The sequence below is a fragment of the Paraburkholderia unamae genome (assembly GCF_003096875.1).
In the GTDB taxonomy this organism is placed as follows: Bacteria; Pseudomonadota; Gammaproteobacteria; order Burkholderiales; family Burkholderiaceae; genus Paraburkholderia; species Paraburkholderia unamae.
Genome location: NZ_QEOB01000053.1, coordinates 1 through 14,234, shown reverse-complemented (window position 1 = coordinate 14,234; position 14,234 = coordinate 1). Strand labels below are relative to the sequence as shown.

Genomic DNA, 14,234 nt, shown 5'->3' with positions numbered 1-14,234 from the left:
GTTTGCACCTTCGACAAATCGCCCCATCTCCGCCTCTCGCGCTAACAGGTTGATTCAGTCTAGGCGATCGCACGTGTTTTGACACACCCTCGGCCAGAAACCGCAGCTCGTGCGCTACTTCGCCCGACATCCAGACGACAGGTTCTACCTCAGAAGTCGGCGTTCACGAAACGCCAAGCCGGGTTTGATCTGGATTTCCGCAAAGACAAGAAGGATTCCGAATCAAATTAGCGCTTCTGTGGTGAATACCGTAAGGCATCGACCAGAAGGGCGAACGCGGCCGTCGGCTGTCGACGGCTTGGATAGTAGAGGTGGTAGCCTGAAAACGGTTCACACCAGTCTTCCAGAACGCGAACCAACCTACCATCAGCAAGGTAGGGCTCCATCTGCCCCTCGGTCAGATAGGCAAGCCCCCGCCCATCGAGTGCGGCGTGCAAAATGAGATTGCTGCTGTTGAACACGAGTTGACCGTCCACCCTGACGTTCAGTTTCCGCCCGCGTTTCTCGAACTCCCAGGCGTACAGCCCTCCGTGACTGGAGAGGCGAAGATTGATGCAGCTGTGACCCGTCAGCTCCTGCGGCATCCGGGGCGGCTTGCGCTTCCTGAAATAGTCAGGCGACCCGGCTACAGCCATCCGCATCGGTGGTCCAATCCTCACTGCAATCATGTCCTTTGCAATGGTTTCCCCCGGTCGCACGCCGGCATCGAAGCGGTCTCTCACAATGTCTGTCAAACCATAGTCGATCAGCACCTCGACCTTGATGTCGGGATACGCGTCGACCAGTTTTGCGATTGCTGGCCAGAGCACCGCTTCGGCCGCGTATTCAGTGGCGGTCAGCCGGATTACGCCAGAGGGCTTGTCGCGCAATTCGCTCAACACCACGAGCTCGCGCTGGATTTCTTCGATTCGCGGACCGATAGACGCCATCAGGCGCTCACCTGCTTCGGTCGGCACGACGCTGCGGGTTGTGCGTGTGAGCAGCCGAAGGCCTAACTGTGCTTCAAGCGCACGAACCGTCTGACTCAGCGCCGACTGCGAAACGCCCAGACGTTTCCCGGCGCGAGTGAAGTTTCTCTCCTGTGCGACGACCATGAAGGCCGCCAGGTCATTCAGGTTATCGCCGGCCATTAAGAAGCTCCGCTTATAGGTCCAATCTGATTCTAGCACCTAGTTTCTGATTAACGCGTCGCGTACATTGAATGAGCGGTCTGGTTTCCGCGTCGCGCACCGGAGGTATTGCGGAAATGCAGGCGTTCGTCGACTCCATCGCATGACGCCACATCGTCTCCGGCATCGAACGCATCAAACCCAGCCAGATTGACCAGACATTTGAGCGAATCAAGTCGAAGGGCGTTCGCTACCGCTTCGTCATCGACCTGACGCATCTTGCAATGCGGGGCTGTCGGCTTGATTCGGAGCGCCAATCATCAAGAGGTCATCATGAAACACGTACTCGCAGTGGCGACTACTGCGGCCGGCATCGCGTCGAGTGCAGCTGTCGCCGACAGCATCGAAGTTCGCCATAGCGCGGAAGTGCAGGTCCTGGCTGGAAAGCCGGGCAATTTCACTGGCAACGCGGCAGTCAGGTCGCTCCTCCCGCCCAATGATTCGACGCGCGCCAATGTCGGGCTGGTCGATTTCGCTCCGCGCGCACGCACGACCTGGCACACCCACCCCGCAGGTCAATTGCTGATTGTGACGGCAGGCATGGGTTGGATACAGGAGGAAGGTCAGGAACGCCGCGTAATCGAGTCTGGCGACGTGGTCTGGATTCCCGCAGGCGTGAAGCACTGGCACGGCGCGACGGACACGACATCAATGAGTCACGTAGCGCTGACTTACGTGGTGGACGGCAAGAACGTTGACTGGCTCGAGCCTGTGTCCGACGAGCAGTATCGATAAGGAAGGACGCAGAATGAACGCCACGACATCTACCGCCATCGCTCTCGCACTTTCACTTGGCGCAGGCACCGCTCAGGCGGAAGTCGGGGCGCAACGAGGCACGCTTTCGGAAGCAGACATCCTGGCCGTGTCACCCGCGCTCGACCGGTATGCCACGGTGAAACTTGCCAATGACCTGTGGAAGCGGCCTGGTTTGTCCGCCCGTGATCGCAGCATCGTCACGGTCGCGGCGGTGATTGCACGCAATCAGGTTGTCTTGATGCCCGAACAGTTCACGCTTGCACTGGATAACGGCGTCAAGCCTCTGGAACTGTCGGAAATCATCACGCATCTGGCGTTCTATGCCGGCTGGGGCAACGCGATTGCGGCAATCGTCATCGCCAGGGAGGTTTTTGCTGCCCGAGGCATCACGCAGAACCAGCTTCCCCAGGCTTCAGTCGAGCGGCTGCCGCTAGACGAGAAAGCCGAAGCGGACCGTGCGGCGCGCGTAGCCAGCAGTGCCGGGCCTGCCTCACCGGGACTGGTGCGCGACACGACCGACGTTCTGTTCAGGGATTTGTGGCTGCGGCCAGGACTTGCGCCGCGAGACCGCAGTCTCGTTGCCGTCAGCGCGTTGATTGCCAATGGTCAGGTCCAGCAGATTCCGTTTCACCTGAACAAGGCGATGGATAACGGCCTGACACGTGAGCAGGCCTCCGAGGTCGTGAACCAGCTCGCGTACTACGCTGGCTGGCCAAACGCTTTCTCAGCCGTTCCCGTCGTCCGCTCGGTCTTCGAAGCGCGCGCGGCGCAATAACAGTCGACTAACCCCAAAGGAATCGAATCATGTCATCAGGTATCCAGAACAAAGTCGTCGTCATCACCGGAGCCAGTAGTGGCTTGGGTGCGGAAACAGCCCGCCACCTCGCGAAGGCAGGTGCTCACGTCGTGCTCGGCGCGCGTCGCATTGAGCGCCTCGAAACGCTGGCGCGCGAACTTCGCCTCAACCCCGAGGCCATCCAGAAAACCGACGTGACCGACCGTAGCCAGGTGAAGTCACTCGTTGAGCGTGCCGTAACCCTTCACGGGCGCGTCGATGTCCTGCTGAACAACGCTGGCCTGATGCCGAGTTCGATGCTCGACAAGCTGAAGGTCGACGAATGGGACCGCATGATTGACGTCAACATCAAGGGTGTTCTGTATGGCATTGCCGCCGTGCTGCCGCACATGCAAAAGCAGATGTCCGGTCAGATCATCAACGTTTCTTCTGTTGCCGGGCACAAGGTAGGTCCCGGTGGCTCGGTCTACGCGGGTACCAAATGGGCGGTCCGAGCCATTTCAGAGGGACTTCGCCAGGAAGTGAAACCCTGGAACATCCGCACGACAATCGTGTCGCCCGGCGCCGTCGCAACGGAACTCATCAGCACGATTACAGACAGCGATATCGCTGCCGGAATGGCGAAGACCTATGAAAGGGCCATTCCGCCCAGCTCATTTGCACGCGTGGTCGAGTTCGCCATCAGCCAGCCGGAAGACGTCGATATCAACGAAGTGCTCTTCAGGCCGACGAGCCAGGTGTATTGATAGCGTCGAAGAGCGGCCTTCCCTGGCCGATTCGACCCGTGTTCAACCCATGGAGATTCAAGCAATGCCACATGTCATCGTAAAGGCATGGCCCGGAAAGACCGAAGAGCAGAAGCAAAAACTGGCAGATGCGATTACGCGCGATGTGATGTCCATCCTCGGGTATGGACAGGAATCGGTGTCTATCGCGTTCGAGGAGATCGATGCAAGCCGATGGAAGGTTGATGTCTATGTCCCTGACATTCAGGGCCGCCCCGACATCCTGCTCAAGAAGCCCGGTTACAGGATGTAAGGAGTCCTGCAATGTCATACATCGTTTCCACAAAGGCGAGGGAAGGTTCCGTAGTGTTGACGCTGATGCCTATCATGGCTGCCGTACTCGTCGGCTTCGTGATAATCGGTGTCGCGCTCCCGGTGCTACCCTTGCACGTCCATAACGACCTCGGGTTCGATACCTTTGTCGTCGGGCTCGTTGCGGGCGCACAGTTCGCCGCGTCACTGGTCTCCCGCATCTGGGCAGGTTCCTGGTCCGACCGTCATGGTGCGAAACAGGGTGTTGTGACAGGACTGATTGGCGCGGTAGCGGCAGGATTGCTCTATCTGCTGTCACTTGCGTTCGTAAAGGTACCCGTTCTCTCTGTCGCGATTCTACTGATTGCGCGCGCTGTTCTCGGAGGAGCGGAGAGTTTCATCATCACCGGAGCGGTCGCCTGGGGACTCCGGCTTGTTGACAGGGAGCACGCCGGTAAGGTCATCGCCTGGGTCGGCACGGCGATGTTTGCATCGATGGCCCTTGGAGGTCCTGTTGGCTCCGTTCTTTATGCATCGGTCGGTTTTATTGCCGTCGCTTTGATCACGACTGTTCTGCCGCTCGTCGTTTTGTTGTACCTCACCCGGGTGCCATCAGTCGCACCGCATCCCCATGGGGATCGTTCGTCGCTGAAGGCAGTCATGAGCGCTGTATGGCTGCCAGGCGTTGGCGCCGCACTCGCGAGTATCGGCTACTGCGCGATTCTCGCATTCAGTTCGCTGCTCTACAGCGACATGCACTGGCATCCGGTATGGATGGCATTCACCGCATTTGGCCTCGCGCTGATGCTCGCGCGAGCGCTCGCGGGTCATCTACCGGACCGGTTCGGTGGTGCGAAGGTCGCTCTGGTGTTTGTGGTCATCCAGGCGGTGGGCCTGATTTTGATCGGGCTTGCGAGAACGCCGCTCATTGCGTCTGCGGGGGCGGCACTTGCGGGCTTTGGCTATTCGCTCGTCTATCCGGCACTCGGAGTCGAGGTGGTAAGCGCAACGACACCGAAGAACCAGGGTCTGGCGATGGGCATCTACACGGCTTTCCTCGATGTAGCGATGGCCGTCGGCAGTCCCGTGTTAGGCTGGGTTGGCGGGCTTACCGGGCTTGGGTCAGTATTCCTGGTCGGCGCCGTGGTTGTTTCATGCACGGCAGGAGTGGCAGGCGGGTTGCTTTGCAAAGGATCGTCGCAGCGCGCACGCTCCGGCCTTGAGCGTTGAAATTCACCCATCCCTGAGCAGTCGTCCCAGCGCTAAAAGTCGCTGCACCACGAGCGTGTATGCTCGCGCGGTCCTTCAGCGAACGGGAATTCACCATGAGCAACGCTGTCGAAACTTCGCCCGATCGAAAAATGGGGGGTAAGCGCATCAACCGCGCCGTTGAGACTGGCTGCTTTCGCTCACAAAGCAGCCAGTCCAGGTGCATTGATGGCATTGACCGCTTCGGGTCGTGAGGACCCGTTCGACGGCAGCGAGAGCGGACATTTGTGGTCGCGCAGGTGTAAACGGCAGTCATCCTGCCTGTAGCCGACGCACCGCTGCCTTTCTGCGAAGGCCCGCTTAGGCCGACAACTTGCCCTCCGGCGACTGTATCGAATGCCCCGCCCCACCATCAACGCCGCGCCTGACATTCACGCATGAAGAACCTGGTCGCTATGCGTCAAGCCATATTAGACGTTCAAAAAATTATCGACAGCTATTTATGGTATCTGAAATTCCGCTCCAAATTTCTCCAACCGGAACTATCCAACTCTTTTCAAGTACGGTGTACTGCAACTGGCCGCCTTCCGGATTGAAATTAAACTGTAGCTTGACGGCCCACCCAAACCCACTCGTAGATGCCGTGCCGGTATTTCCCTCCGCTGGATCATAAATGGTCCCATGATCCCGCTTCGATTTTGTTTTCAAACATGAGAAGATTTCAGGCGTAACCCCGTTGTATGTTTTGCTGTCGCTCATTGTCCTCTCCTTGTGTTTATTCTCAATCAAGTCACCGTAAAATTCCGTGAAATTATCACTTTCATTCAGAAACATTTCTGGCAAGCAAATCTAAATAAGTCCGCTTCTTCGATGAAAATCTAGGTACAAACATACGGAAGCGCAAGAGAATTTTCGAGCTGCCTTTGCATCCCGACTGATCCGGTCCACACTCGCTCTGGTTTACCCCAAAACCATTCCTATGTGATTAGGTATGCGAACTTCTCTCGGAATCTTACCCCTTGAAAGAAGACGTTGCGGTTCAAATCTGTCAGCGCCTCGCATCTCGGCCAAAAGAGGCTCGTGACACGACACAGAGCAGTCTGCCTTCCGTCGACTGGCGTCGACAAGCGCGGCGTCGAACTGGACGTGCGGTCGAGAAAGCAGCAGCTACAGACTGGGTCAACGCGGCTCCACAAGTGTTCCGCGTTCGAAGTTTTCCCGCAAGGCCCCCAGTGGCCTGAGACGCTGAGATTTCATAAAAATGTAGCATCCGTGGAGATATTTTTATCGAATATTTGAGCGATCTTATGCGCGCCGCGTAAAAGACATTAAAACGCATTACACGAATGATAATTAACCGTCAGCGATCTGTGGCTCTCGAAAAAAAATCTACATCTAGCCTGATCTGTACTCTATAAAGAATCCAGCAGGCACAACGACAGGGAAGCATGCATTCCAGATAATAAATGCAGGATTACTAATATTAAATTTCTTTTTAGCTTACCACCTTCACCCAGCATTTTCTCGCGATAGCGGCGACTCCGGTTTTCCGGAGCCCCGGCTCGCCGCGCGCGTGAGAGAAGTACACAAACCTGGCTGGAGCGCTCGGCAGTCGCGGCTGGGACGACTGAGAGCCATCGATTTCACAACCCTTGGTGCAGCGACACACCCGATATGTCGTTGTACACCTCACGCACGGAGAGTACAGCAATGGAAAGCATCAAGTTGGAAGGGGTGACCCCTGAGCAGATGGCCCATGTCGCCCGGTATCTCGAGCGCAGCGGCGTCAAAGGCTTCTCCGGAAACGCCGGCGCGCTGGCCGGCGACTGTTTCAAGGCCGACTACCGTTACGAGCCTGAGTCCGGAATCCTGGTGATTACGCCTTCGGAGTTGCCGCACGCCTTTCGCAAGGCTCCCGCCGGGGTGGCGGCACCCGCCTTCGCAGGCCTCGTGCGCAACGTCCTGACCGGGCGACCGAGCAAGTATGGTGTGTACGACTATGTCTACCCCACGATCGACAACCAGTCCGGCGGCACGCTGACCTACTCCACCAGCGATCCCAGCAACGGAACCATCGAAATCAAGAAGAACAAGATCGAGAGCGGCAGCAGCGTGGAGGCGTTCGAGGCCGACAGCACCAAGCTCTCGGGCACGGGCGTCGGAGGCACGTGCACGTACACGCTCGCTGACGGCCAGACCACGCTCGTCATTACGTACTTCCTCAACACGAAATTCACCCATACGTTCACGGTCGGACTGAGCGGCGGCAACGCCGCGCGCTACACGGCCACGGCGACCAACACCGACCCGAGCGTGGACGGCTACACCTATCTCAACCCGACGGTTACGTTAGCCAAGGTGACGAATGTCTAACTACGAGAGCGGGCCATCCAGCGATGCATGGGGCGTTACGCTCACCGCCCCGCAACTGGTCTCTCACAAAGGCATGCTGCTGTCGTTCGCACGAGCGGCGGCGGCCCCGAACGAGACCCTCTACTTTCAGGTCCTCGATCCGCAAAGCGGCGGCGGGGCGACCGGCGAAGGCGTCTGGAGCGGCTGGTATCGCTTCGCCTTCCCCGGCGCGCCCACGAGCACACCGACGGGCAAAGCGTTCCAGAAGGAGCAGCAGCCTCCCGAGTTGCGGCTGGCGGGCATGGACCTCATCACGGTGGCCACCACGGCCACGAAGCTGACTCCGGCGGACGCCCCGTTCCAGGTGATCAGCGACGGTTCGTACCTGGTGGTGCTGCGCCCGACGGCCGCCGGCTCGCTCTACATGAACCGCCTCGTGCTACGGCACTGGACCGACGAAGTCGCAGGCACGGCATACGCCCGATACGGCCTGGAGTGCGCCTGGGAGGTCCGCTATCAACGCAGCGGCGTGCGTGACTGGCCGCTCGACACCACGGATACGCTTTCGTCGCTCGACCTGACCGGCGCGCCGTTTCTCGAGCCGACCATCGAGTTCAGCCACGTTCGCGGTGCCGCCGCCGGTTTCGATGTCGCGCGGGTGCCGACGTCCGATCCCGCCCTGTTCCGCTGGTATGTCGCCTGCGTGAGCGGCACCGGCCTCCAGCTCTGGAGCATCACCGAGACCGACGGTACCGTCGTGGACTTTTCCGAGTCCACGACCTCCTACCCGCTGCTCACGCCGAAGGTAGGCGACAAGGTGCTCCCTGCGCTGGCCACGCGAGCGCCGGCCATCGTGATGTACGCCGAGCAGGAGCCGGCCGAAAATCCCTCGGGTGCGCAGGTCGAAGTGCAACGCGCCGCGCGACTGCTGGTCGCGTTCGCCGTGTCCGGCGAGCGCCTCGGCAATGGCCTCGCGGTCGCCACTGCCGTGTACGACTTCGGCCTCGACACCAAAGGGCTCGCACCCGCCATGCCGGCGGTGCAGCCCGAACTGGTTCTCGTCGATGGCTCCATCGAAGGTGGTACGTTCAAGCCCGATACGCAGTCGAACGCGTTCCCGACTGCGGCGCAGGCTCCGCGGGTCACGCATCTGATCGGCGGCCAGGTCGTCACCGCGCTGCTGCTCGGGCAACTGCAACCGCATACCGACCTCACGGGCCGGATGGCCGAGGACGGGCTCGTCCATCTCTATGCGGGCGGCCCGCTCGCCACCGTGAACGACGCGCTCTCCGGCTGGGGCGGGCTTGTTCCCGGCCAGCCGCGCGCGATGGTCGCGCAGTTCGACCCGCGCGTGAGCCGGCTCGAACTGGCGGTCCCGTGGAAGTACGCCGCCCCGACCGAACAGCCGTCAGGCAACGCCAGGTTCGTCGCCCGGCAAAGCGGCCCGATCATGTCAGGGTCGACCGTGCAGATCAGCGATGCAAACTGGACGACGCCGCAACCCGACCTGTGCGACGTGACCGTCACCTACCCCGCCGCCACCGGCTGGGGCAGCGAGACTTGGCACGGCGTGCCGCGCAACGTGGCCACATTCTCGAGCGTGCTGAACGGCGAGGCCACCGACGACAGCGCCGACCCGGATGCACTGGACGGCTCACGCCCCTACTTCGACTTCTCCGGCACGCTTCCGCTCGCACGGGTGCCGTTGCAGATGGCGCAGCAGCAGGCGGTCGGCTTCGAGCCCGTCGCCACGTTCACGACGCCGCGCGTCACGATCCCGCTGGCAAGCGTCGCCGTTGCGCAAAGCGGCGCGCGCCTTCAGGTCACGCTGTCCTTCCGGCCGGCCACCGGCGCGCCGATCACCGCCGTGTGGCCCGACGTGCCCGCAAAGGTCGCGGGTTGGGCCGCCCTCTTTGACGGCTCGGCCGATGCGACGGTGTACCCCTATGTCGCAGGGCCAGGCACGACGACCCTGTTCGGACTTGCCACCGACGCCTATCAGATCGATGCAGCGCTCCTGTTGCGCCCGACCGCCACGGCGCCCGACTTGAGCAACATGACGATCAAGGTGGAAGCGCCTGCCAAGGCTCCCGGTCTCACCGTCACCTTCACGCCGCCGTCCGGCGCGTTCACTATCGAGAACGTGCCGCGCGCCGTCAAGGATTTCGCCGCAACGCTTGCCGCCAATAACAAGTTCGCCGCGCTGGGTCTGCTCGTCGACATCACCGGCGTAGCCGGCGACGTGCTGCCCACCGTGTCAGCGGTCGGGGCGCTCAGCTTGCGCGGCATGGCCGCCTTGTTCGACTTGCTGCTTCCCGATATCGACCTCGCCGGGTGGATGGCGCGAGTCGATACCTTCACGGCCGGCACCCAGAAGCACATCCAGCCGAAAGGGCCGATCGCCAGCCTGGTCAGGCTCGGCGCGTTCGTTTGCGTGCCCGATGCGCCCGAGGAAGGCATCCCCGCGTACATCGAAAATCTCCAGGCGCAAGGCATCAGCGAAAAGGCGACCCGCAAGCTCAGGGACGCGGGCGCCACGGTGTCGGCCGGCGCGTGGATCCGCCAACCCGCGCCGATGTCGTGCACGTTCAATGGCACGGACAACGTCAACGTTCCGGTCGTCGCGAACAACGCCGCCCTCCCACCGGGCATCAACCTGCGGCCCCAGCCGGAATGGACGCTCGAAGCGTGGCTGCAACCGTCGAGCAGCGTGGCGCAGCGCATCGTGACCTTCCACGACGGCGTGACGAAGCAGCCGCCCACCGTGCCGGCCCTCGACTATCGCATCGGGCTCAAAGGCCAGAACGTGGTGGAATTCGGCGCCTACACCAAGCAACCCGGTCAACCCGATTCCTCGTTCTTCCAGACCGGCACCTCGGCCAGCGTGAGTTTCCTGCCCGCCGCCTCGTTTACCTGGGAGTGCTGGATTCAACCGGATGCGACGGCCGCACCGGCCGGCGCATCAGGTGGGATCGTTCAGGTGCAGTTGCCGCACCAGGTGGTGCCGGCCTTCGCGATCACGCTCAACTCTGCACGCAACATCGTGCTGCGGGCGAGCGGCGATGGCTCGACGCTCCATGACTACACCAGCAAGGCGATCGTGCCGGCGGTCAATAACAGCAACCTGCCGGTGTGGACCCACGTCGCTGTGATCGGCACGCAGCCCAAGCCCAATGGTCCCTGGTCACTGGTGCTGCTCATCAACGCGATCGTCGACAGCACCTTTACCGATGTCCCGTTGCAGCAGAACCAGGGGGGCGCCTTCCTGATCGTCGGCGCCAATACCCCGACCGACGTAAGCCTGTTCGGCCGCGTGGCCGCCTTGCGCTATTGGGGTGTCGAGCGCACGGCCGCCGAGATCAGGCGCACGGCCTTCAGCGGCCTCACCGGCCACGAACCGGGGCTGCTCGGATGCTGGCCGATGACGGGGATGCACACCGGCGGCCCGACCGGCAACTACCTGGTCAACATCGCAGCAGTCAGCGGCGCGGACTGGAACGCCGACTACTACAAGTGGACACAGCCCGTTGAGGTGGTGGCCGACGACTATTTCCTCTCGCTCGTCGCGAGCATCGCCGGCCTGCCCGCCGTGGAAGTCCACGCGGCCTTGCCCAACGACCGCTGGAACCACTTCGCGCTGGTCTACCAGGCCGGCGGCGCGCTGAACCTGAATCCGGCGACACGCTTTAACGCCGGCCGCTACGACTGGGCGCGCTGTCCGGGCGGCGATCTGAATCCGGGGTCGTCGTTCGCCCTCGACGCGTGGGTCCAGTTGCCCGCCGCGACGGCGCAGAATGCGACCATCGTTGCCCACTGGGCATGGGACCAGTCGCCCGCCGATCAGTGCTACCAGCTCGCCGTGGACGCCAAAGGCAATCTGACGTTCACCGTGAAGATGATCGACACCGACCTCGGCGCGACCAAAACCGATACCGTGACGAGTTCGCAGATCAACCTGGCCGACGGCGCAGTCCGGCACGTGGCCGCCGTCTTCAGCGGGGTTTCAGCCACACGGCAAGACGGTTCGACCGCCTCGTACACGATGACCCTCTACGCCGGCGGCAAACCGATCGGCACGAAGACGGGGACCGTGAAGACCAGCGTGCTTCAACTCGCCACGTCGCAGACCGACGTGCTCATTGGCCGGACCAACCTCGCACCAGACGGTGCCGACCAACCGGTCGAGTCGTACGGCCTGTTTCGCGGCACGCTCGGGCGGCTGCGTTACTGGAGCGCGGCCGCGAGCGTCGCTAACCTGTTTCCCGAACTCCAGCCGACGCGGCTCGCCTTCGGGCCGCCTGCGGGCCTCGCTGCCGAGTGGGCGTTGCGCGACGGCGAGGGCGTGGTCGCGGCCGACACGATTGGCAACAGCGATGCGGTGCTGACGTCGTCGGCATGCTGGACGAATCTCAACGACACCTCGACCCTGCACTTTGTCGCCAACGGCGCACCGGTCGTCAGCGTCGAGCCTTACGCTGGGACGCTCACGCCCGCCACGAACTCGCAGTTCACCCTTGGCAAACCGCTCGAGAGCGGCGTGAATGGGCTCGTGGGCCGGCTCGGCTCGCTGAGCCTGTGGGGCGTCGCCCGCGACCTCGCGACCATACGCGGGCAACAGTACACGCCGCGTGCGGGCGACGAGCCCGGCCTGCTCGCATTCTGGAATTTCAGCAACGGCGGCATCGACCAGACCGGCGGCGGCAATGACCCTGTTCCGGCGATCGGCGCTGGCCGTCTGCTGCCCGGCGATCTTCCGGTCAGCAACGAAGGGGCGCTGATCCAGAACGTGTATGGCGGCCCGCTCACGTACCTCTGCGCGTCGACGCCCGGACGCGTCGCGGCGGGTTCCTACGCGGTCGCCACCGCCGCCGGCACAAGCCAGGGCAAGGCGATACTCGAACGCGCCTATGTGCTTGACCCCAACGCCGCCCCCGAACGGCCGATCGAGCTGGGGCTGCTCGACCTGATCTACGTCGGCCAGGTGCAGACCGACCCGACGCTGATCGGCTACATCGAGGGGGCGCCACCGGTGCCGAGCGAGAACCTGTCGCGCCCGTACTACCTGTCGCAAACCAGCACCCTCTACACCGCCTACAACGGCACATCATCCGTCACGCTCACCCAGCAGAGCAGCCAGAAGATCGCGTACAGCTCGAGCACGACAACGACCGTCGACATCGACTTCAAGGCTGCGATCGGTCTGTTCGGCATCGAGAGCCGCGCCGACTGGAGCATCCTGCTCATCAACAAGCAGGCCTATGACCTGAAATCCACCGTGCAGGCGGTGGCCGCGACCAAGGCGACGTATGGCGATACCCAGGGCACCGACCTTTCGGGAGAGTGGACGTCGGTCCAGAAAGATATGGTCGCGGTCAAGGGTGACTGGGAGACGTTCCAGGGCGATGCAAAGCGCTATCTGAATCCGCAGGTGGGCAGGCGCTTCGTGCCGGCGAATCTCGGCTACGCGCTCGTCGAGTCGCTCGTCGCCGACCTGTTCGCCATGGTCTACCACGCCAGCGGCGCGGCTGTCGGAACGCTAATCGTGCCCAACCTGGCCATTCCGCCCGACCGCAACTTGCTGCTGTTTCCGATGAACCCGCGTTACACGAAGAACGGCTCGCTCGACGGCAAGGTCGGACTGGTCGACGACCCTTCGACCGGCAACGCCGGTGCCCCCCACCGCAGTTACTTCCAGCCAACCGAGGCTTATGCGCTCGCCGCGTCTCTTGAGGCGCAGAACGAACGTCGGCAAGCCTATGCCGCTCAGTTCGACTGGAAAGGACGCGGCCAGGGCGGCAACGCGAGCCTGAACGACGCCAAGGCGAACCTGCCGGTTGACTTCGACAGCGAACCGGGCGGCGGCAATCAGGGCAGCTTGCCCGTCACGGGCATTGCCAACCGCTACGTCTGGAGCGCCGACAAGGGGTTGCATACGGAGTCGCAGAGCTTCGCGAGCGTGTCGTCGCGCAGTTATACGGGCTGGCGCAACCGTGGGGGCGGTGGCGGGCTCAAGGCACAGGGCGAATTCTTCTTCGAACTCGGTTTCGCGTATTCGCTCGATCTGCTCGTCACGCAGATGGTCGATGTTCACGTCGGCCTCAAGAGTGACAAGCAGCAGTCGGTCACGCTCGACGTCACGGTCGACGGCGAGTCCTATCTCCCGGCCTGGGACCCCAGTGCGGGCGCTGACTACGGTGGGGGCACCGGCGCGTTCGCGCCGGGCCTGTGCCCGGGCAAGGTGCGCCAGTACCGCTTCTTCAGCTTCCTGCTACCAGCCAGCCAGGAGAACGCGGACGGGTTCGCCAAGGTTGTCGACCCGGTGTGGAAGGCGCAGTCGAACGATCCGGCGGCGCGCGCAATGCGCGAGCTCGACACGAGCGGCCCCGCCTGGCGTGTGCTGCACCGTGTGACCTACGTCGAACGCATCCCGCCGCGGATCGCCGCGCGGCCGGTCTACACGAAAGCGGCGCCGCTCAACGAGCCGCCGAATGTCGAGGGCAATCTCGAACTGCTGGCCTTGATCACCGGTCAGCTAAGCGGCATCAACCCGACACCAGCGCAGGTTGGCGCAGCGGTCGCGATTGCCATCAATCCGGCGCCGACGTCGCCGGGTGTGTACCCAGCCTCGCTGCTCGAGCAATCGGTGCCGTGGTGGGGCGCGTTTCTGAAAACGGCACGACCGGGCACAAACGGGCCCGCCCCCAACCCGCAGGCAGCCGAGATGTTGACACGCCTGGTGTCGCGCATCATCAGCTACACGATTGCCGGATTGCGTACGGGAGTGGTGAAACTGCCGCAATGATTCTGCGCGTAGCCGAAGCGTAAACGCCAGAACCCCGGCTCTCTTTCGGAGACACCGGGGTTCTGGACTTTACAGCATAAGGAGCCTGACGATTACCTACTTTCACACGGGCA

Annotated in this window: 10 protein-coding genes; 7 read left to right on the top strand and 3 right to left on the bottom strand. The window is 62.3% G+C overall.

The window, feature by feature from the left end; all coding sequences use genetic code 11:
- Positions 1 to 227: 227 nt before the first annotated feature.
- Both C7402_RS45820 and C7402_RS46680 read right to left on the bottom strand, forming a co-directional pair.
- Positions 228 to 1,130 (bottom strand): LysR family transcriptional regulator, encoded by a 903-nt coding sequence (locus C7402_RS45820; RefSeq protein WP_116615274.1) that lies wholly within the window; start codon positions 1,128 to 1,130, stop codon positions 228 to 230.
- Positions 1,131 to 1,180: 50 nt separating this feature from the next.
- The gene (locus C7402_RS46680; protein ID WP_133254676.1) at positions 1,181 to 1,387 is read right to left on the bottom strand and encodes a hypothetical protein; all 207 of its coding nucleotides are present in this window, start codon (positions 1,385 to 1,387) and stop codon (positions 1,181 to 1,183) included.
- A 55-nt stretch (positions 1,388 to 1,442) separates the two neighbouring features.
- Between C7402_RS46680 and C7402_RS45815 the strand changes: the two genes are divergently transcribed.
- The 5 genes from C7402_RS45815 to C7402_RS45795 all read left to right on the top strand — a co-directional run bounded on the left by C7402_RS45815 (position 1,443) and on the right by C7402_RS45795 (position 4,988).
- Positions 1,443 to 1,904: a (R)-mandelonitrile lyase gene (locus tag C7402_RS45815; RefSeq protein ID WP_116615275.1), complete on the top strand. Its 462-nt coding sequence runs from the start codon at positions 1,443 to 1,445 to the stop codon at positions 1,902 to 1,904.
- Positions 1,905 to 1,917: 13 nt separating this feature from the next.
- Positions 1,918 to 2,700 (top strand): carboxymuconolactone decarboxylase family protein, encoded by a 783-nt coding sequence (locus C7402_RS45810; protein ID WP_116615273.1) that lies wholly within the window; start codon positions 1,918 to 1,920, stop codon positions 2,698 to 2,700.
- Positions 2,701 to 2,729: 29 nt separating this feature from the next.
- Positions 2,730 to 3,467, top strand: coding sequence for an SDR family oxidoreductase (locus tag C7402_RS45805; RefSeq protein ID WP_116615272.1), 738 nt, complete (start codon positions 2,730 to 2,732; stop codon positions 3,465 to 3,467).
- A gap of 64 nt (positions 3,468 to 3,531) precedes the next feature.
- Positions 3,532 to 3,759 carry a tautomerase family protein gene (locus C7402_RS45800; RefSeq protein WP_112174027.1) on the top strand — a complete coding sequence of 76 codons (228 nt, stop codon included), beginning with the start codon at positions 3,532 to 3,534 and terminating at the stop codon, positions 3,757 to 3,759.
- 11 nt (positions 3,760 to 3,770) lie between these two features.
- A complete protein-coding gene (locus C7402_RS45795; RefSeq protein ID WP_116615271.1) occupies positions 3,771 to 4,988 on the top strand; it encodes an arabinose transporter in 1,218 nt (405 codons plus the stop codon).
- Between the two features lie 465 nt (positions 4,989 to 5,453).
- Here C7402_RS45795 and C7402_RS46675 read toward each other — a convergent pair whose 3' ends face one another.
- Positions 5,454 to 5,726, bottom strand: coding sequence for a hypothetical protein (locus C7402_RS46675; RefSeq protein ID WP_133254675.1), 273 nt, complete (start codon positions 5,724 to 5,726; stop codon positions 5,454 to 5,456).
- A gap of 951 nt (positions 5,727 to 6,677) precedes the next feature.
- Here C7402_RS46675 and C7402_RS45790 point away from each other — a divergent pair.
- Together C7402_RS45790 and C7402_RS45785 are read left to right on the top strand one after the other, a co-directional pair.
- Positions 6,678 to 7,340 (top strand): hypothetical protein, encoded by a 663-nt coding sequence (locus C7402_RS45790; RefSeq protein ID WP_112174029.1) that lies wholly within the window; start codon positions 6,678 to 6,680, stop codon positions 7,338 to 7,340.
- The gene (locus tag C7402_RS45785) at positions 7,333 to 14,121 is read left to right on the top strand and encodes a LamG-like jellyroll fold domain-containing protein (RefSeq protein WP_116615270.1); all 6,789 of its coding nucleotides are present in this window, start codon (positions 7,333 to 7,335) and stop codon (positions 14,119 to 14,121) included. Before C7402_RS45790 ends, C7402_RS45785 begins: the two co-directional genes overlap by 8 nt.
- Positions 14,122 to 14,234 lie beyond the last annotated feature (113 nt).